General features: G+C 59.0%; 16 protein-coding genes, 1 tRNA gene and 1 pseudogene. 12 read left to right on the forward strand and 6 right to left on the reverse strand.

Features of this window, described 5'->3' with window-relative positions; translation table 11 throughout:
- Positions 1 to 70: 70 nt before the first annotated feature.
- Positions 71 to 1,699 carry a fatty-acid--CoA ligase gene (locus IHQ72_RS29065; protein WP_258118917.1) on the reverse strand — a complete coding sequence of 543 codons (1,629 nt, stop codon included), beginning with the start codon at positions 1,697 to 1,699 and terminating at the stop codon, positions 71 to 73.
- 195 nt (positions 1,700 to 1,894) lie between these two features.
- Here IHQ72_RS29065 and IHQ72_RS29070 point away from each other — a divergent pair, with 195 nt between their 5' ends.
- On the forward strand, positions 1,895 to 2,251 hold the full coding sequence (locus IHQ72_RS29070) for a hypothetical protein (protein WP_258123970.1): 357 nt from the start codon (positions 1,895 to 1,897) through the stop codon (positions 2,249 to 2,251).
- Positions 2,252 to 2,515: 264 nt separating this feature from the next.
- A complete protein-coding gene (locus IHQ72_RS29075; RefSeq protein WP_258118918.1) occupies positions 2,516 to 2,905 on the forward strand; it encodes a DUF427 domain-containing protein in 390 nt (129 codons plus the stop codon).
- A gap of 67 nt (positions 2,906 to 2,972) precedes the next feature.
- On the opposite strand, the gene ppdK is transcribed toward IHQ72_RS29075, so the two are convergent.
- Positions 2,973 to 5,651, reverse strand: a complete 2,679-nt coding sequence (ppdK, locus tag IHQ72_RS29080; RefSeq protein ID WP_258118920.1) for a pyruvate, phosphate dikinase — start codon at positions 5,649 to 5,651, stop codon at positions 2,973 to 2,975.
- A gap of 209 nt (positions 5,652 to 5,860) precedes the next feature.
- On the opposite strand from ppdK, the gene IHQ72_RS29085 reads away from it, so the two are divergent.
- From IHQ72_RS29085 to IHQ72_RS29095, 3 genes are all read left to right on the forward strand, one after another.
- A complete protein-coding gene (locus IHQ72_RS29085; RefSeq protein WP_258118922.1) occupies positions 5,861 to 6,205 on the forward strand; it encodes a VOC family protein in 345 nt (114 codons plus the stop codon).
- A gap of 143 nt (positions 6,206 to 6,348) precedes the next feature.
- A tRNA-Gln gene (locus IHQ72_RS29090) sits at positions 6,349 to 6,423 on the forward strand.
- 255 nt (positions 6,424 to 6,678) lie between these two features.
- On the forward strand, positions 6,679 to 6,882 hold the full coding sequence (locus tag IHQ72_RS29095) for a hypothetical protein (protein WP_258118924.1): 204 nt from the start codon (positions 6,679 to 6,681) through the stop codon (positions 6,880 to 6,882).
- A gap of 91 nt (positions 6,883 to 6,973) precedes the next feature.
- Here the strand turns inward: IHQ72_RS29095 and IHQ72_RS29100 are convergent.
- The 4 genes and pseudogenes from IHQ72_RS29100 to IHQ72_RS29115 form a co-directional block, all read right to left on the reverse strand.
- A pseudogene (locus IHQ72_RS29100) lies at positions 6,974 to 7,336 on the reverse strand (NAD(P)/FAD-dependent oxidoreductase); the annotation flags it as partial.
- A 121-nt stretch (positions 7,337 to 7,457) separates the two neighbouring features.
- The gene (locus IHQ72_RS29105) at positions 7,458 to 8,072 is read right to left on the reverse strand and encodes a short chain dehydrogenase (protein WP_258118925.1); all 615 of its coding nucleotides are present in this window, start codon (positions 8,070 to 8,072) and stop codon (positions 7,458 to 7,460) included.
- 22 nt (positions 8,073 to 8,094) lie between these two features.
- Positions 8,095 to 8,967 carry a dihydrodipicolinate synthase family protein gene (locus IHQ72_RS29110; protein WP_258118926.1) on the reverse strand — a complete coding sequence of 291 codons (873 nt, stop codon included), beginning with the start codon at positions 8,965 to 8,967 and terminating at the stop codon, positions 8,095 to 8,097.
- A 17-nt stretch (positions 8,968 to 8,984) separates the two neighbouring features.
- The gene (locus tag IHQ72_RS29115) at positions 8,985 to 10,229 is read right to left on the reverse strand and encodes an NAD(P)/FAD-dependent oxidoreductase (protein WP_258123971.1); all 1,245 of its coding nucleotides are present in this window, start codon (positions 10,227 to 10,229) and stop codon (positions 8,985 to 8,987) included.
- Between the two features lie 248 nt (positions 10,230 to 10,477).
- On the opposite strand from IHQ72_RS29115, the gene IHQ72_RS29120 reads away from it, so the two are divergent.
- The 7 genes from IHQ72_RS29120 to IHQ72_RS29150 all read left to right on the forward strand — a co-directional run bounded on the left by IHQ72_RS29120 (position 10,478) and on the right by IHQ72_RS29150 (position 19,755).
- Positions 10,478 to 11,386: a LysR substrate-binding domain-containing protein gene (locus IHQ72_RS29120; protein WP_125007026.1), complete on the forward strand. Its 909-nt coding sequence runs from the start codon at positions 10,478 to 10,480 to the stop codon at positions 11,384 to 11,386.
- A gap of 263 nt (positions 11,387 to 11,649) precedes the next feature.
- Positions 11,650 to 13,188, forward strand: coding sequence for a trimethylamine methyltransferase family protein (locus IHQ72_RS29125; RefSeq protein WP_258123972.1), 1,539 nt, complete (start codon positions 11,650 to 11,652; stop codon positions 13,186 to 13,188).
- Between the two features lie 57 nt (positions 13,189 to 13,245).
- Positions 13,246 to 14,895, forward strand: coding sequence for an ABC transporter substrate-binding protein (locus IHQ72_RS29130; protein WP_258118928.1), 1,650 nt, complete (start codon positions 13,246 to 13,248; stop codon positions 14,893 to 14,895).
- A 92-nt stretch (positions 14,896 to 14,987) separates the two neighbouring features.
- Positions 14,988 to 15,680: a cobalamin B12-binding domain-containing protein gene (locus IHQ72_RS29135; protein ID WP_258118929.1), complete on the forward strand. Its 693-nt coding sequence runs from the start codon at positions 14,988 to 14,990 to the stop codon at positions 15,678 to 15,680.
- An 82-nt stretch (positions 15,681 to 15,762) separates the two neighbouring features.
- On the forward strand, positions 15,763 to 16,794 hold the full coding sequence (locus tag IHQ72_RS29140) for a GlxA family transcriptional regulator (RefSeq protein WP_258118930.1): 1,032 nt from the start codon (positions 15,763 to 15,765) through the stop codon (positions 16,792 to 16,794).
- 64 nt (positions 16,795 to 16,858) lie between these two features.
- Positions 16,859 to 18,193, forward strand: coding sequence for a dimethylsulfonioproprionate lyase DddP (gene dddP / locus IHQ72_RS29145; protein ID WP_258118931.1), 1,335 nt, complete (start codon positions 16,859 to 16,861; stop codon positions 18,191 to 18,193).
- Positions 18,194 to 18,603: 410 nt separating this feature from the next.
- On the forward strand, positions 18,604 to 19,755 hold the full coding sequence (locus IHQ72_RS29150; protein ID WP_258118932.1) for a nucleotidyltransferase family protein: 1,152 nt from the start codon (positions 18,604 to 18,606) through the stop codon (positions 19,753 to 19,755).
- The last annotated feature ends 10 nt before the right edge of the window (positions 19,756 to 19,765 follow it).

The raw sequence follows: 19,765 nt of genomic DNA on the forward strand, positions 1-19,765 counted from the left end.
CACTGCTCCACCCCGAACGGGCGCTTTGAGCCGTTTAGCGGCGGCTTTAAGGCGAAAGACGTCATGTCCGTCAATCCGTCGGCAGGCGATAGTCCCTGAACTGCTGGCGCAAGGTGGTCTTCTGGATCTTGCCGGTAGCGGTATGGGGAATTTCGCCGACGAAGGCGACGTCATCCGGCACCCACCACTTCGCCACCTTGCCGTCCATGAAGGCGAGGATATCCGTCTTGGTCGGCTCCCGGCCCGGCTTGCGGACGACGACAAGCAACGGCCGTTCGCCCCATTTCGAATGCTGGATGCCGATGGCGGCCGCCTCCGCCACATCCGGATGACCGACCGCGAGATTCTCGAGCTCGATGGTCGAAATCCATTCGCCGCCCGACTTGATGACGTCCTTGGCGCGATCGGTGATCTGCATATAGCCGCTCGGGTCGATATGGGCGACGTCACCGGTATCGAACCAGCCTTCTTCATCGAACTGTTCGGATCCGATGCCGCCATAATAGGCGCGCGCTACAGCCGGTCCGCGGACCTTCAAGCGTCCGAATGTCTTGCCGTCCCATGGCTGCTCCTTGTTGTCATCGTCCGTCACCTTCATTTCGACGCCGAAAGGCGGATAGCCCTGCTTGCCCTGGACGTCGAGCCTGGCTTCGCCTTCAAGCCCGGCATAGCCCGGCTTCATGGTGCACAAGGTGCCGAGCGGCGACATTTCGGTCATGCCCCATGCATGGATGACCTCAACATCGTAATTGTCCTGGAACTTCGTCGTGATCGCGCGCGGGCAGGATGAGCCGCCGATGACGACCTTCTTCAGATAGGGAAGTTCCTTGCCGGTCTCCTCCAGATGCTGGAGCAGCATCAGCCACACTGTCGGCACGGCGGCGCTGAACGTCACCTTTTCGGTGTCGAGCAACTCGTAGATCGAGGCGCCGTCCATCTTGCAGCCAGGCATGACCAGCTTGGCGCCGATCATCGGCGCGCTCTGGCCAAGGCCCCAGGCGTTGGCGTGGAACATCGGCACGACCGGCAGTATGGTGTCGCGCGACGAGAGGCCCATCGCGTCGGGCATCGCCGCGATCATCGCGTGCAGCACGTTCGAGCGATGGCTGTAGAGGACGCCTTTCGGATCGCCTGTCGTGCCCGAGGTGTAGCACATGCCGGCGGCGGTGTTTTCATCGAACGTCTTCCAGGCGAATGCGCCGTCGGCTTCGTCAAGCCATTCCTCGTAGGCAACGGCATTCGGCAGCGCCGTTTGCGGCATGTGCGCCTTGTCGGTCAGCACGATCACCTTTCTCAGCGATTTGACCGCGCCGGCGATCTTTTCAAGCAGCGGCATGAATGTCAGATCGACGAAGATCGCCTTATCTTCGGCATTGTTCATGATCCAGACGATCTGCTCGGGAAACAGGCGCGGATTGAGCGTGTGATAGATCGCGCCGACACCCATGATGCCGTACCAGGCTTCGATGTGGCGCGCCGTATTCCAGGCCAATGTGGCGATGCGGTCGCCAAGCCCAAAACCGTCACGCTCGAGCCGCTCGGCGACCTGCAAGGCGCGGCGATGAATTTCGGCGTAACTGGTCCGGGAAATCGGGCCCTCGATCGAGCGCGATACGATCTCGCGTTCGCCGTGCTGCCTGGCTGCGTTGTCGATGAGCTTGTGGCAAAGCAGCGGCCATTCCTGCATCAGTCCGAGCATTCTTTTCCTCCCATTGGTTTTTCGTTCCATTGTGGGACGAACAAGCGGATTGTCCAGCCATGACCGGGCAGAAGCAGTACATTGATCGAAAAGACAGGCCGCCACAATCCGGCCATCGTCGGCGTTAACTTTGATTAATGGGCTTAACTTTGATTAATGGGCAGGGGGTGCGATTGGCGAATGAAAGAGGTTCGCATGGACGCGCAGCTCGACGACAAGACTCTCGAAGATACGCTCGCCGAAAGTCTGGCTGATCTGGTGCCGGACGCCAAAACCGTTTCCGAAGACGAATTCGTCGAAGTTGTCGGCGGCGCCCTTGAGGCGGTCGGCGGCACGCTGCTGTTCAAGATGTGCGTTCAGAACGAAGGCGAGGGCCAGCACGTTGCCGCGGCATGCGTCGGCGATGGCGGCAACCGCCAGTTCCTGCTTCTTACCTTGCCGACCGGCGGTGGTGCGCTCAAGGTCGAAACCGTCTCGCGAAGCACCAATCCGGTCGCCGGTATCGCCGCCGCCTATGCCGGGCTGATGGATGCATTTCAGGCTGCCGCCTGATCGGTCATCGTCAGGGCCGGCTTGACGAGAGACCTGGCAACGCCAAAGGCGATGTTTTCGAGCCCCGCATTCGACTGCGGCCTTGCGCGGCGCGCACGCCCGACACACCTTAAAGTGCGTCGCGTCAAAAGGACTTCACGCGACGCGCCTTTAAGTTCTTATTTTTATGCATGTTGTTATCCCGAAACCGCTGCGCACCCTCGGGTCAAGCCCGAGGGCAAGCTTTTGGGCGACATGCATTAGGTCGTGCAAGGAGAACCCGTCATGGACCAGATCGCCAATCCGTCACCCGGCTTTCAACGCAACCCGGGTAAAGTGATTACTGTCGAGCCCTACATCGGAACTGTGACCGTACGCGCCGGCGACGCGGTCATTGCCTCGTCCACGAGGGCCAAGGTGTTGACCGAATCCCCCTACCCCCGGGTCCTCTACATTCCATTCGAAGACATCGATTTCGACCAGCTTCGCAAGACGGAACTGTCGACCCATTGCCCTTACAAGGGCGATGCGAGCTATTGGAGCGTGCTGCCTGCCGCGGAAGCAGGCAAGGATGCGATGTGGGCCTATGAGCAGCCTTTCGATGAGATGATCGAAATCCGCGATCACGGCGCGTTCTATCCCAACAAAGTGACGATCGAAGCCAATCCAGCCTGAGCAGGGACGGCTCGAGACCTGTCCTGCCGATCAGTCGGTGGTGCGGTCACGGCCAGCGTCGTGCCCCTTACCTGCGGCCATTCTTTGCAGCCTGTACCGCCGCCTGCGCGGCAGCCAGCCTGGCGATCGGCACGCGGTAGGGCGAGCACGACACATAGTCGAGGCCGACCTCTTCGCAGAAATGGATCGACGCCGGGTCGCCGCCATGTTCGCCGCAAATGCCGAGCTTGATCTCCGGCCGCGTTGCCCTGCCTTTTTCGGCCGCCATCCGCACCAGTTCGCCGACGCCCTCGATGTCGAGCGACACGAACGGATCCTGCTCGATGATGCCCTTTTGGCGATAGGTCTCCAGGAACGAGGCTGCATCGTCGCGTGAGATGCCGAAGGTGGTCTGGGTCAGATCGTTGGTGCCGAAAGAGAAGAATTCGGCCGCCTCGGCGATGACATGAGCGCGGATCGCGGCGCGCGGCAGTTCGATCATCGTGCCGGTAAGATAGGTGATCTCGACGCCGGTTTCCTCCATCACGCTCTTGGCGACGGCGTCGATCCGCGCCTTGACATAGTCGAGTTCCTTCACCAGACCGACCAGCGGCACCATGATTTCCGGAACCACCAGCGCGCCGGCCTTTCTGCCGGCCTCGACGGCCGCCTCGAAAATGGCGCGCGCCTGCATCTCGGCGATTTCGGGATAGGAAACCGCAAGCCGGCAGCCGCGATGGCCAAGCATCGGGTTGAACTCGTGCAGGGCCTCGGTGCGCTGCCTGAGCTTGTCGGGCGACACGTTCATGGCGGCGGCGACTTCGGCCACCTCTTCCTCGGTCTTGGGCAGGAATTCGTGCAGTGGCGGATCGAGCAAGCGGATCGTCACCGGCAGGCCGGCCATGATCTCGAACAGTTCGAGGAAATCCGAGCGCTGCATGGGCAAGAGTTTTGCGAGCGCCGTTCGCCGGCCCTTTTCCGTGTCGGCCAGGATCATCTCGCGCATGGCAACGATACGGTCGCCCTCGAAGAACATGTGCTCGGTGCGGCAAAGCCCGATGCCTTCGGCGCCGAAGGAACGCGCCATGCGCGCGTCGAGCGGCGTTTCGGCATTGGTGCGCACCTTCATGCGGCGCACCGTATCGGCCCATTCCATGATGGCGGCGAAATCGCCCGAGAGCTCCGGCTGCAGCATCGGTACGGCGCCTTTCAGCACCTGGCCGTTACCGCCGTCTATCGTGATGATGTCGCCCTTGCGGAACGTCGATCCCATCGCCATCAGGGTGCCGGCTCTGTAGTCGACGCGCAGCGAGCCCGCGCCCGACACACAAGGCTTGCCCATGCCGCGCGCCACCACCGCTGCGTGGCTGGTCATGCCGCCACGCGTGGTCAGGATGCCTTCCGCCGCATGCATTCCGTGGATGTCCTCGGGACTGGTCTCGATGCGCACGAGGATCGCCTTGCGGCCTTGCGTCTTGAGCTCCTCGGCGTCATTGGAGGAAAAGACGATCTCGCCGGTGGCAGCCCCCGGAGATGCGGGCAGGCCGATGCCGATCACATCGCGCGCTGCCGCCGGATCGATGGTCGGATGCAGCAACTGGTCGAGCGAGGCCGGATCGATGCGGGCGACGGCCTCCTCCTTTGAAATGAGCTTGTCCCGCGCCATGTCGACGGCGATTTTGAGCGCCGCCTTGGCGGTACGCTTGCCGGACCTCGTCTGCAGCATCCACAATTTGCCGCGCTCGATGGTGAATTCGAGATCCTGCATATCGCGGTAGTGCTTTTCCAGACGGTCGGAGATGGTGACGAAAGACTGGAACGCATCCGGCATCAGCTTCTGCAGCGACGGCTTGTCGGAGCCGGCGGCAATGCGCGCCGCCTCGGTGATGTTTTGCGGCGTGCGTATGCCGGCGACGACATCCTCGCCCTGTGCATTCACCAGGAACTCGCCATAGAGCATCTTTTCGCCGGTCGACGGGTTGCGGGTGAAAGCGACACCGGTGGCCGAAGTCTCGCCCATATTGCCGAAGACCATGGCCTGGACGTTGACCGCCGTGCCCCAGCTTTCGGGAATGTCGTGCAGGCGCCGATAGGTGATGGCGCGGTTGTTCATCCAACTCGAAAACACGGCGCCGATCGCGCCCCAGAGCTGCTCGTTCGGATCCTGCGGAAATGGCTTGCCGAGTTCCTCCTCGACCTTGGCCTTGTAGAGTGCGATCACGCCCTGCCATTCGATGGCGGTCAGTTCGGTATCGAGTTCGTGGCCGAGCCCGCCTTTCTGGTCCTCAAGGATTTCCTCGAACACCTCGTGGTCGAGGCCCATGACGACATCGGAATACATCTGGATGAAACGCCGGTAGCTGTCATAGGCAAAGCGGGCATCGCCTGAGTCGGCGGCCAGCGCCTCGACCGTCTCGTCGTTCAGACCGAGGTTGAGCACGGTGTCCATCATGCCGGGCATCGAGGCGCGGCCACCGGAACGCACCGACACCAAAAGCAGTTTCGACGGATCGCCGAAACTGCGCCCGGTCAGCCGGCCGATGTGGTCAAGCGCAACCGCGACGTCCGCCTCCAGCGAGGCCGGGTAGGTGCGGCCGTTGGCGTAGTAGGCGTTGCAGACCTCGGTGGTGATGGTGAACCCTGGAGGCACGGGCAGGCCGAGGCTGCACATTTCGGCCAGATTGGCGCCCTTGCCGCCCAGGAGGTTCCTATCGCCGGCACGGCCTTCCGCAGCGCCGTCGCCAAAGGTGTAGACCCATTTGGTCATGCTTGCTCTCCGGTTGCAGGAGATTGAAAAGATTGACGAAGCCGAAGTTCCGCCGTGTCCCTATCCGAGCGATATGATGCTGCAGTGCGAAAGGCAAGCGTCGGCAAAGCCAGCCGGCTTCTACAATCGATTAAGAAAAAGCGATGCCAAAAAGTCTTGCGGCTCGATGGCCATTTAAGTAGAACATAACAGGAACCAGGGGTAACGCCATGAGACTGACCGGAAAACTCGATTATCTGGAAATGCCGGCAACTGGTGGAACGCTGGATAGGCTCAAGGCTTTCGACAGCGCCGCCTTTTCCTGGTCGTTCACCGACTACGGGCCGACCTATTCGGCGTTTTCAGAAGGTCTTGACGGAGGCTTCCAGGCTGATGCCGGCGAAGCGCCCGCCAAGCCGCTTCCCGTGCTTTATTCCGAGCACCTGGAAGAAACCCTGGGCGCCGTCGAAAATGCCGGCGGCACGATCGTCAAGCCGATCTTCTCATTCCCCGGTGGCAGGCGGTTCCATTTCATCGATCCGGCAGGCAATGAAATGGCCGTCTGGGGTGAATAGCGACAGAACTCCCCATCCAGGACGATGATTGCGGACCGAAACTCTGGCTACGGTCCAGTTGCGCATAGCCGCTATTCTCGGCATTGAGCTTTCCGTCGGCTCGTCCTATAAGGCCGCGCGCGCAACGGGCATGTTCCCGTTGCTGGGGCGTAGCCAAGTGGTAAGGCATCGGTTTTTGGTACCGACAATCCCAGGTTCGAATCCTGGCGCCCCAGCCAAACTGGATGCCCTGTGGATAATTTCGTCTTGGTGGCATCGCTCGACGCAGCAGCCGCCGCCGATTCTGCAAGTAAGTCAAAAGGTTGCCTGAAGTTTGCGCGAACTTCGCCGCGATCCCATTCGCAGTTCGACAGCACCAAATTCAGGAGCCGTTTTTTCTCATTTGCGGCCTGTTTCGCAAACAGTCGCCTAGCTTCTCGGGCTAGTTCCAGCAGCCGCAGGCCGTCCTCCATGTATGATTCTTGCGCCTCGCTGTGCCGTTCGATCTCGCGAAGCAGACGCGTCTGTTCCACTCGCCATTGCGCCGACATGCGATCGTAGAAAGCATTGTCGATGCGTCCATCGAGCTTATCCAGATACATAGCCTGCAAGCGGTCCTCGACGCGCTTGTACTGCGTCTGGCAGCGCTCAATGGCCTGTTCCTGCTCACGCCGCTCATCAGCATGGCTTGCCTTTAGCGCGTCGCGCATCCAAGTCAGCACTTCCTCATCGAAATGAAGCCTGTCGAGCAAAGCGGCAAACGTTTTGTCCAGTACCTCCTCCCGCACAAATCTCGCGCACATCGACATCGAAGGCGCGGGCGAGAGACGCCTGCCGGTAAATCTCGTGCTTGCGTTCCTCGGTCAGCGCGACGGTGATGGAGCCGACCTGGCGCATGCCGGTGCCGACCTCGGTTTCGGCTTCCAGCTTGACGTAGAGATCGGCCGAATATTTCGCCAGCCGCGTCATGTTCTGCGAGCCGCGCAACTGGCCGATCAGGCCGGCGGCATGCCAGGTCGTGCCCGATGTCAGCTGCTTGCGCTCGAGCAGCACGATATCGGTCCAGCCGAGCTTGGCCAGGTGATAGGCGACCGAGCAACCGGAGACGCCGCCGCCAATGACAACGGCGCGAGCTTTGGACGGAATAATCAAGCGGTCTTACTCCCGTTACCAGACCAATCTATGTCGGATAAGCCAATGCCGGTGCGAGCAACCAAACCGGCCGCCGATGCACACTTCGGCTCGCATGTCAGCCCGTTGTGCGACATTCAGGTCAGCGATCTCGTGACCATCCAATCCTGTAAACACATCCTGTTTGCCTGCCTTCGACACTTTTGACGTAACCAAGCACCACGTCGGTAGTCGCGACGGCCTTCGAACCCTGGAAGTAAGGACTGTAGAGCCGAGAGGACTCCTCGAGCATAGTCGGACTTACCAGATTGATCCGACGATCTTGGCGAAGCTCAATTGCAGCACTTCGGACAAATCCCTCGAGCGCGCCATTGACCATCGCGGATGATGTTCCGAGCGATATCGGATCGTCGTTCGTTGGACCGGAGGTCAACGTGAACGATCCTTCCTCACGAAGGAATTCAAGCCCAAGTCTGACAAGGTTCACCTGCCCCATGAGTTTGCTTTGCAAGCCGATTGCGTATTGCTCGATGGTGAAGTCCGCGAGTGGGGCGAACTGAACCGCGCCCGCTGTGCATATCAGAGCATCGAACTCGCCGATCTGGCTGAACATTCGACTTACGGACGAGGGATTGTCGATATCGACCTGAAAATCGCCGGTGCTTCGGCCGACAGCGATGAGATCATGGCGCCTGGCGAGTTCAGCCGACACGGCCTTGCCGATCACGCCACTCGCACCAACATGAACGATCCTCACGAAGCCCTCGCCTCTCTGCGACTTACACGCCCAACGGTTCCAGCGAACGGCGAAGCTGCGCTTCCTGATCTGCGGAGAGCTTTCTCAATGGACTGCGAACATTACCTGTTCCGTAGCCGCGCAGTTGCGCCGCTCGAAGTACCGACGGCGTATAGGGCGACCTCCAGATAAAGAGCAACGAGGGCAACATGCGCTTCCAGAGGATTAGCGCCTGTTCGTATTCCTTGCGGTCCACTAATCTATATAGCTCGACCGCTTCAGAAGGCATGTAATTCGCACCACCCCATATGACACCGCGTGCCCCGGCCATCAAAGCGTAGAGCGTGGTGGTGTCGCAGCCATTGAGCACCGTTCCGCTTGTCTGCAGGTACTCCTGATGGACAGTAAAGTCCCCTGCGCTGTCCTTGATGTAGTTAAAGTTCTTCAACTGACTCAGGCGCTCAAACAGCTGTGGTGAAACCGAAATGCCGGTGGCCTGCGGGATGTTGTAGCCGACCAGGTCGACACCTAATTCAGCGTCGATTGCTTTGTAGAAGTCGAAGATTCCCTGCTCATCTCCCGGGCCCTCTAGATAGGGTGGCAGAATCATCAATGCGTCGGCGCCGACGGACTCCGCGTGACGCGACCTTCTGATGACCTCGTCCATATTCAAAGCGGAGGTCTGGCAAATGACGTTGCAGCGACCAGCTATTCGCTTTGCGCCTACTTCGTAGAGGCGGTTGCACTCGGGCTCGGTAAGATAGGGGTGTTGCCCGGTCCCGGCGCCAAGCACCAGCCCGTGAACACCCGCGGCGACGTACTTCTCGATCAGATCCTCGAAAATCGAGTAGTTGATCGCACCATTCTCATCGAACGGTGTCTGCATTGCTAGATTTATGCCCTTCAGGTCCGCCATGATCTCTCTCGTTGTATCTAGACTTCAGCGCCGGCCTGTCGGAAACGGACCGCGGTTACGATGCGAACGCCCATCGCTGTGACAGGCTTGGGATAAGGCTTGCTGGGACTTGCTCGCGTCTTCAGTATGTCGACCACCGGCGATGATCGCCCTGACGCCAGATCGGCCACGGCCTTGCCGAAGGCTGCTCCTCGCGCGACGCCTGTTCCGTTGCAGAATGCGGCGCCGTAGACCTTCTCCGCCAACTCGCCGAAGACCATTCCGCCATTTTGCGCGAGCGTGAGAAGGCCGCCCCAGCTGGCCTCGAAGCCGATCGACGAGAGCTCCGGCCACCGCCGATCGAACGCGATCTGCTGCTGCACCCGAGCCCTCATCACGTCCTGCGTGGTGGTCTTGAAGTCAGTCGCATAGGAATAGACGTTGCGAACGAACAGCCGGTTGTCGATCGTGCGACGAACCGTCGTGCCGAAGCTGTTGGCGGGAATAAGTCCGTAGGCTTTCTTGTTTCCCACCCACGAAAGCTCGTGCTCGGTGAGCTGTCGTGTCATGCTCGCAAATGTGTACAGGGGGATGGCGCGGTTGTCGAAGAAGCCAAACTTCGTCAGATAGCCTGACGCGCAGATGATGACCTTCGAAGCCCTGATTGTTCCGGCGGGCGTCTCGCAGATGTGCTTCGGCGCACCGAACTGCACCGCCACAATGGGGGTGTTTTCGTGAACGGTGACGTTCGCGGGCAGGCTTCTTGTCGCGTTCTTGAGATACTTCGCAGGCTGGACCAATACGGTGCCGGGATGATGCAAGGCTTTGATGTAGTGTTTGCTGCCGGTGATCGCCTGGATTTCGGGGGTCTCGACCCAGCTGTAATTCTGCCCAAGCTTATCCAGCGCCTCCGAAAAGCGGTGCAGGTCCTCCACCCCGTGAGCGGTGGCCGCGCTGTGGTATTTTCCCTGCGCGTCCCAGTCGCAATCGACCCCATACTCCTCGACGGCGCTTCGGATGTAGGCGATGCCGTCCAGGTTAACGAACAGCTCTTCCTTATTCCCCTTGATGTCTTCGACGAAATCGCGCTTCCGAGGATTGTGCGCGAGATCGATGACGAAACCCATGCACCGTCCGGATGCATTGTTCCCAATGCGGCCGGCGTCTACGAGGACAACCGAAGACTGCGGGTTGAGTTCGGCAAATCGACGGGCCGCGTGCAGCCCCATCCAGCCGCCGCCAATCACCAGGCAGTCACAGGCGACGTCGCCTTCTTGCGGCACCAGCGCCAACTCCGGCCCTGCCGTAGTGTACCAGCCGGACATAGTCGGTTCGGGGTGGGGCGGCTGAACGACTTTGCGCTCTTTGGTCGTTGTTTGGTTGAACGAATTCACTGCCAACTCGCTGAGTTAAGGCGGCCGGTGATGATGCTTGGCTACGATCCGCGGTCGCGTTGGGTTTCCTGTTTGAATAGACCAGTTGGCGGGTGTCTCGTAGACGGAAAAGATAGCGTCTGATATAGATCTGCTTCATGTCAAAGCTTCGCAGCCTAGTGCCCTCGACGCATTCGCTTTTTGTCTTCGAAGCGGCTGCCCGAACCCAAAGTTTCAAAAGCGCAGCCAGCGAGCTCAGCGTGACGCAACCGAGTGTCTCGCACTCGATCAAGATGTTCGAGAAGCATTGCGGGACCGCGCTCTTTGCTCGTGACAATCGAGGAGTGCAGCTGACGGAGGCTGGCAGGCAGCTCTACGATGAGGTGCGCACTAGCTTCCGCCGTCTGGAACAGCGGCTTGAAACCATTTCCGATCGCGGAACGAAGTACGTCACTTTTGCTGCGTCGACATCCCTCGCGGCACATTGGCTTGCGCCTCAGCTCTATCATTTCCAGGAAGAGCATCCGGACGTTAAGATCAAGGTGGTCGGCACCGATCGGGACATCGAGCCCGATCACGAAGTAGACGTCACCGTATGGGTGCGGCCACGGGATTTTGATAGGGTCAACAGCTGGTTCGTATGCGACGAGATCATTTTCCCCGTCTGCTCCCCAGCATATCTTCTGGCGCACCCCGCTCCAAAGAGCGTCGATGAGCTGGTTCGACATCAGCTCATTCATTCGTCCGATGCCTTTCGCAAGCGAATGAGCTGGCCCGAATGGGTCGAGCTTGCAGGCGGAGATGCCAGCGAGACCAAACCGAACATTGTATTCAACGACTATCAGCTGGCGCTCCAGGCAGCTCTTGCAGGCGAAGGAATCTCGCTGGGATGGTCCCTCACCGCCCAACACCTGCTTAACAACCGCCTGCTGGTTCGGCCCATCGCGACTGAGATCAAGACCGACCGCGCCTTCTTCCTCTTGTCCAATGATGACGCAGGCAAAAACAAGAGGTGCAAGGTTCTGGTGGACTGGTTCCTCGCTCAGTCAAAGGAATTACGCCCTTAGACTAGACGGCTACCGGTCAACGCTCCCTCGGTTCTCATACCCACCCTCCGCGCCGCTTTTCGGGCTGTCCTTACCAGGTAGCAACTGCCTGCGCTGTCGACCCAGGCATAAACTGAGTTTAACACCAGCGAAACCTTTTGCGAATTCTCAGGATGATCGTTGGCCCCTATTATCAACGTCAATGAGCAGGGCCGCGTTCCGTACGCGGACCGAAGAAAGTTCTGTTGACGGGGACCTTAGCGCCCCTCTGGGAAAACGCGATGATGGACTCTGATTCTCCCGTAATCCGGCGCCGCGGAGGACGCGCGTCGGTCGTAGCTGCCCGGGAATCCGAGAAGAGGCCTCGCGTCTCGACAATCAAGTACGGCATTCGACCTGTGGAGGCCGTCACCGCTGAGCAGCTTGAGCGCATTCACCAGGCTTCGTTGGCGATCCTGCGCGAGATCGGAATCGAATTCCGTGATGAGACGGCGATCCGGCAATGGAAGGAGGCAGGCGCCGATGTCCAAGGCCAACGTGTGCGCCTCGACGGCGAGATGCTGATGCATCTCATCTCGAAGGCCCCATCCCGCTTTGAGATGACATCTCGCGATCCGTTACAGCGTTTCGAGATCGCGCCAAACACAATGACTTTCAGCGCCATGCAAGGCGCGCCAAACGTCCGGGACCTTCAGGGTGTGCGACGCGCATCCACGATCGAGGATCTGCGGAACATGAACCGGCTGACCCAGATGCTCCCCGGGTTCCATATCGCCGGCGGGTTCACCTGTGAACCGACCGACATCGCTGTTCCATGGCGCCATCTGCACATCAACCATTCGAGCCTGGTGGAGACGAACATGCCCTTCTTCGGTCTGACGACCGGGAAGCAGCGAGCCGAGGACTCGATCGCCATGGGGCAGATCGTCCACGGCAAGGCCTTTATGGATCAGAACGCGGTGATGCTCGGTCACGTGTCGGGAAACTCGCCGCTGGTCTGGGATTCGACCATGCTGGAAGGGCTCCGCGCTTTCGTCGAGGCGAACCAGGTCGTCCTGCTGTCGCCTTTTGTGCTCGGCGCCGCAAACACTCCCGCCGACATCCCGGCCACAATCGCGCAGTTGAACGCCGAGGCGCTCGCAGCGCTCGCCTACACCCAGCTGGTCAGGCCCGGCGCCAAAATGATCTATGGGCAATATTCGGTCTCGGTGTCGATGCGCAGCGGCGCTCCGATGTCCGGCATGCCCGAAGTCACTCTGATCAATGCCGTCATCGGCCAACTGGCAAGGCGGTATGGCTTGCCGTGGCGAACGACTGCATCCCAGTCGTCCGCCAAGACCTTTGATGCTCAGTCCGGATACGAGTCGGCGATCGCTTACATGTCGGGAGCGAGCGCATGCGCGAACCTGATGATGCATGCGGGCGGCTGGGATGAGGCTGGCCTCGTATGCTGCATGGCGAAGTTTGTCGCCGATGCTGAACAGAACCTGCTGATCGAAAAATACGCGCAGGGCATTTCGTTCGAGCATTTCGACGACGCTCTCAAGGCCGTGCGGCGCATCGGCCCCGGCGGCCACTATCTCGGAGATTCCTTCACGCTCAGGCGCTTCAAGGACGCATTCTTCGCGCCGGAGATCCTCGATTACCTCAGCTACGAGCAGTGGAAGGTCAAAGGCTCCAAGGATATGGCGCAGCGCTGCCGTGAGAAGGCGAAATCGATCATCGCGAGTTACGAGCAGCCGCCGATGGATCCAGCCGTGCGCGAGGAACTCGATGCATTCGTGGCGCAACGCCAGGAGGAAATTTCGCCAAGCCTTGCCTAAGGGTCCGCGCACGAACCCATGCGATCAATATCCGGGAACACCAACAAGGAGAAGAAAATGGGACTTTTCAGAAGCAATGGAAATCGCGTTCCGGCTGCCATCGAAAAGATGGCGAGCGACGTCAAAGCAGGACAAATGGACCGGCGCGAGTTTCTCGCGCTTGCAAGCACGTTCGGCGCCTCGGCCGCGATGGCCTACGGCTTGATCGGCGTAGCATTGCCCCAGCCCGCACACGCCGCTGAGCCGAAGAAGGGCGGAACCCTGCGCGTGTCCATGCCCGTCAAGGCGCAGAAAGACCCACGTACCTATGACTGGGTGGAACTGGCCAACATTTCTCGCTGCTGGCTGGAGCCGCTGGTTCGCTACACACACGAATTCACATTTGAACCAGTCCTGCTGGAAAGCTGGGAGGTCAATGAGGATGCCACCGAATATGTCTTCCATGTCCGAAAGGGTGTGACTTGGAACAATGGCGATGCTTTCGACGCCGATGACGTGGTCCTCAACATAACCCGCTGGTGCGAGAAGGGCGTCTCCGGTAATTCGATGGCCGCGCGCGTCGGGGGGCTGATCGATGCCAAGACCGGCAAGGCGAGAGATGGGGCGATCGTCAAGGTCGATGACCATACCGTCAAGCTCAAGCTAAGCGACCCGGACATCGCCATCATCGCGAATTTCACCGACTATCCCGGACTGATCGTCCATCGCAGTTTCGATGCCGGCGGCGCCGACCCCGTGGCAAAGCCGATCGGAACCGGGGCATTCGAACTGGTATCCTACTCGGTCGGCAGCAAGGCTGAAGTCAAACGCCGAGAGAATGGCAAATGGTGGGGCGGCGAAACTCTGCTCGATGGCGTGCAGTTTATCGACTACGGAACCGACTTCCAGGCGACAGTGGCTGCTTTCGACTCCGGTGAGATCGACGTCAATATGGAGACACCGGCGGACTTCATCGACATTCTGGACAAGATGGACGTGGCCAAATCGGAGGTCGCAACCGCAACGACGCTGGTGTGCCGCACCAACACGACCAACAAACCCTATGACGACAAGAAGGTCCGTAACGCGCTGCAGATGGCGGTCGATAACAACGCCATTCTTCAACTCGGCTATGCAGGACGGGGAACGGTCGGCGAAAACCATCACGTCAGCCCGATCCACCCGGAATATTATGCCCTTCCCAAAAAGAACCGGGACGTCGAGGGCGCGAAGAAACTCGTTGCTCAATCCGGACATGCCGACTTCGAGCATGAGCTGATTTCGATCGACGAAGACTGGCAGAAGAACACCGGTGATGCCATTGCGGCGCAGCTACGAGAGGCCGGCTTCAAGGTCAAGCGTACGGTGCTTCCGGGTTCGACTTTCTGGAACGACTGGGCGAAGTATCCCTATTCACTGACCGTTTGGTATATGCGGCCGCTCGGGGTTCAGGTCCTTGCGCTGGCTTATCGCACTGGCGAGGCTTGGAATGAGACTGCTTACGCAAACCCCGACTTCGACGCCAAACTCAAGAAGGCGTTCTCGGTCATCGACGCCGCCAAGCGCAAGGAGTTGATGAAGGACATCGAAGACGTGCTGCAGGACTCCGGGGTTATCATCCAGCCGTTCTGGCAAAGTCTCTTTGGTCACATGAACAAAAAAGTTCAGAGCTATGCAATCCACCAGACTTTCCAGATGGATTTGCAGAAAGTCTGGCTGTCAGCCTAGTCCACTCCCAAGGCTCCAACCGGAAGCCTGGTCGGTGCCCCATCGATCGTGGGGTACCGACCTCCTTTGAATTATGCACGAGGCGACCCGACATGGCCGACGACGAGATCATCCTTTCCGAGCTTTCCGACGACGAACTCGTGCAGCAGATGCACGACGACCTTTATGACGGGTTGAAAGAAGAGATCGAGAGCGGCACCAACATCCTCCTGGAGCGCGGCTGGCAGCCCTACACCGTGCTCACCGAGGCTCTGGTTGAAGGAATGCGCATCGTCGGCGAGGATTTTCGCGACGGCATCCTGTTCGTGCCGGAAGTGCTGCTCTCGGCCAACGCGATGAAGGCCGGCATGTTCATCCTGCGACCGCTGCTCATCGCCACCGGCGCGCCGAAGCAGGGCAAGATGGTTATCGGCACCGTCAAGGGCGACATCCACGACATCGGCAAGAACCTTGTCGGCATGATGATGGAAGGCGCGGGCTTCGACGTCATCGATCTCGGCATCAACAATGCGGTCGAGAAATATATGGCAGCGATTGAGGAGCATAAGCCAGACATCGTCGGCATGTCGGCGCTGCTCACCACCACCATGCCCTACATGAAGGTCGTCATCGATACGATGAAGGAAAAGGGCATTCGCGACGACTATGTCGTGCTGGTCGGCGGTGCGCCTCTCAATGAGGAGTTCGGCAAGGCCGTCGGCGCCGACGCCTATTGCCGCGACGCTGCGGTAGCGGTCGAGACTGCCAAGGACTTCATGAAGCGCAAGCACAACACGCGCAGTTGATGTCGGCAGCGTCCATCCTGCAAGACGCTGGTGCCAACGCGACCGCCCATGTTGATCACCATCAACGAGGATGTATGACCTTATGAATGCGCCATTTTCAGCAGGAGACCGTTCGCGGATTGTGGGATGGAATCCCAACCGGCAGGTGATCGACACCCAAGACGTGTACCGACTGGTTATTCTTGCACTTCCGGGATTTTCCCAGCTCGGCCTTTCATCCTTCGTGGAGCCCCTTCGCCTTGCGAATTCCATCTCCGGCCGATCCTCCTTCGAGTGGACGATTGCGAGCCCGGATGGCCAGCCGGTTGAATGCGCCAGCGGGTTCATCCTTTCGGTCGGCAGTAATTTTTCCGGCACTGGAGAATGCATTCAGTCCGGCAAGGGACCAAGCATGGTCATCGTCTGCGCGGGCGAATGGGTCCAAAAGCAGATGTCGACTTCCCTCACGAAAATTCTTCGGCTTTGCAAGCGGCACGGGGTTCCAATCGCGGCGTTGGGTACCGCGACATGGCTGCTGGCGGAAAGCGGGTTGCTCGACGATACGGCATGCACAATCCATTGGGACAAGCGTGCCGCCCTGTCTGAAAAGTTTGGCCGCCTCCAGGTTACCGACCAACTGTTCGTTCGCGATCCTCACCTCCTGACTTGCGCGGGAGAATTCGCGTCCTTCGACCTCGTTATGGAGCTGATCAGTGAGCGCCTTGGCAGAGACATCGCTTTAGCTGTCTGCCGACATACGACAGCCGGGCATTGGCGCCCTGCTTCGGACAGACAATGGACTGTCAATGCTGGTGAAACCGGCATCTGCAAGGCGCTAGCAGACGTGATTCGAATCATGGAGGAGCACATTGAGGACCCACTGCCGCTCCGCTACATCGCAAAATGCGTCGGCCGCTCACAGCGTCAAATCGAACGGCTTTTCCAGCGGTCGATTGCCTCGTCTCCCATGCGATTCTACCTGCATTTGAGACTTAGCCGCGCCAAGCGCCTCATTGAACAGACAGAATTGCCCGTGGTCGAGATCGCAATCGCATGTGGTTTCGCATCGGCATCACATTTCTCGAAGTGCTTCCGGCAAACGTTCGGTGCGAATCCGAGCGCTTGTCGATCCTGATCTTCAGGGGTGACAGTGAACGCGGTAGGACCACCGACACGCATATTCGGCAGTTGGAAACATCATGATGTCTTCGTTTTCGATCGTGAATCACAAGATTGATCCTAAGCGAGGCGCAACGGCACTGAAGGCGGACGGGACCATCGACAACAACGATCGGGTGGAAATCGGCCCGACTGATGTAGCTTTTGCTGAATGGGAGCAGCTAGGACTCACTGCCCCTAACGTGGAACGGATGAGGAAAACCCGGCTAAACCGCATCGTGCAACAGCTGCGCCAACGGGATTACGCCGGCGTGCTTTGTTTCGATCCGCTGAACATTCGATACGCGACCGACTCCTCGAACATGCATATCTGGACCATGCACAATCCGTCGCGAGCCGTGTTCGTGTCAGCGGATGGGTATGTCGTTCTCTGGGACTTTCACCGCTGCAGTCATCTTTCGACTTACCTGCCGCTCATCAACGAAATCCGAGACGGTGGGGCGGGCTTCTACTATTTCGTTGCCGGCGATGCAGAGGAACCAATCGCCAAACAATTCGCGGGGCAGATCGATGAATTAATGCGACGCTGTGCCGGCAAGAACCGACGTCTTGCCGTCGACAAAATCGAAATTCCCGGCCTGCGCGCGATGGAACCAGTCGGCATCGAGGTCTGCAACGGCATGCAACTCATGGAGCATGCGAGGGCCATCAAGGGTATCGACGAGATCAACGCGATGCGCTGCTCGCTAGCCACATGCGAAATCGCCGTTGGCAAGATGCGCGAGCGTTTGCGGCCAGGCATAGCCGAAACAGAATTGTGGTCGGTTCTTCATGCCGAAAACATCGCCCGCGGCGGCGAGTGGATCGAAACGCGCATTTTGACTTCCGGCCCACGCACAAACCCGTGGATGCAAGAAGCCGGCCCTCGACGCATAATGCCAGGGGATCTGGTCGCCTTCGACACCGACATGGTCGGGCCTTATGGCATGTGTGCGGATTTTTCGCGCACTTGGTATTGCGGCGACGGCAGGCCAACCGACGAACAGCGAAAGCTACACGCCATCGCCTACGAGCACGTGATGACCAACATGGCCATGCTCAAAGCTGGAGTATCATTCAACGAACTAACCGAGCGCGGCCACAAGCTCCCTGCCGAGTTCGTGGATCAGCGATATGGCGTCATGATGCATGGCATCGGTCTATGCGACGAATATCCCGCGATCCTCTATCCCGAAGACTTTATCCCGGGAGCATTCGACTATGCTCTCGAGCCGGGGATGACGTTGTGCGTTGAGGCCTATATCGGTGCCGTTGGTGGCCGTGAAGGCGTAAAGCTCGAAGAGCAGGTTTTGATCACGGACAGCGGTTTTGAAAACCTGACAAAATGCCCATTTGATCCGGCTTTGATTATCTAGGATTGTCCGTCTGACCGGGATGAGCACGCGCACCAGAAAGTTGATGCCTCCTCAAATTTTTCCTAAAACCGACTCTAGTGTCCGAATTTGTCCCATAAGCACACGCAATTCGGGCTGAGGCGCGATCCAGAAAGTTCGAAAAGCTTCCAGGCGCCCCAGCCATCGCTCACAGTGTCTGTTCCGGACACATGTGTAATGCGACAGTTGAGCAAGTTAAATGCGACAGCGCTCTCGCGGCACGCTACGCCGCTGCCAGCTTGACAGCCTCGTCCCCAATGCCCATCAGACGATGTCAAAGCTTGCGGTGAACGCAGCAGCGAACAGACGGCCAGGCCCGAACGAATGACAACAATCTGCCAGAGCGCCGGGTCCCGAGGGCGTGGTTGGATCTCTGCAACGGAATTCTAGTCATGCAGGGAATTGACGAGCTGCTTTGCGCCACCTTACGTCGCGAAAATCCGAATTGGCCGGAATACGGCGACAATAATTTCGTGGACCGCTTCATCGAGCGAAGTGCTTATCACGGGGTACAGGCGCTGCTTCATCATTGTATTGCAGATCGCGAACGCGGTGATCTGGGTTGGCCGGAAGTTATCCTAGCTACTTGTCGTCAGCAGGCCACCGCTCAAGCATTGTGGGAGATGCGCCACCAGTATTTGCTGAATCAAGTACTGGAGCGGCTCGTGGCTATTGGCATCCATCCAATTCTGTTCAAAGGCACGGCCCTAGCCTACGATGTCTATCCGGCGCCTTTCCTGCGTACAAGAGGTGACACGGACCTCCTCGTGCCGTCGGACAGCCGTGATCGGGTGGCAAAAGCACTAGAAGCCCTGGGGTTTCGTGAACTGGGAATAAGAGCGGATGTCATTAGCGGTCAGACGAGCTATAGTTGGACAGATCCCTCCTCCGATCAGCAACACACGCTCGATTTGCATTGGCGGATCGCCAATTCCACACTCCTGTCAAATCTGTTCTCGTATGAAGAATTGCGTTCCGAGGCCCGGCCACTGCCGAACTTAAGCGCGAATGCCCTCGCAGCTGATCCAGTGCACGCGCTCGTGCTCGCCTGCATGCATCGAGCGGTCCACAAGCACGCTTTGTATTACGTCGATGACGTGGCCCATTATGGCGGCGATCGACTGATCTGGTTTTACGACATTCAGCTTCTGTTTTCGATGCTATCGCCGTCGCAACGCAATGAATTTGTTGAACTTGCCGAGCGTAAAGGATTGCGGGCGACCTGCCTGGACGGCATCGAGGCGACCCGAGCCCGTTTTCATACCACTATACCCGAAGCCGTGTCTGGCGCGCTTTCCCGTCCTGGACCGACAGAAACCGCGTCGGGCTATCTCAGCGGACCCAGGTGGTACCGAATATGGATGGACTTCCAGGCCGCGACAGGCGTGCGAAACAGGTCCGGTTTTCTGGCCGAACTCCTCTTCCCGCCGGCAATCCACATGCGGCAAAAATATCGCCAGGCAAACCTATCGTGGCTGCCTTGGCTCTACTTACGCCGGGCCCTAGCCGGGTCTTTGAAGTATTTACGCAGCCGGGATAGTTGAGTCTCTCTGC

It is taken from the genome of Mesorhizobium onobrychidis, from assembly GCF_024707545.1.
Taxonomy (GTDB): domain Bacteria; phylum Pseudomonadota; class Alphaproteobacteria; order Rhizobiales; family Rhizobiaceae; genus Mesorhizobium; species Mesorhizobium onobrychidis.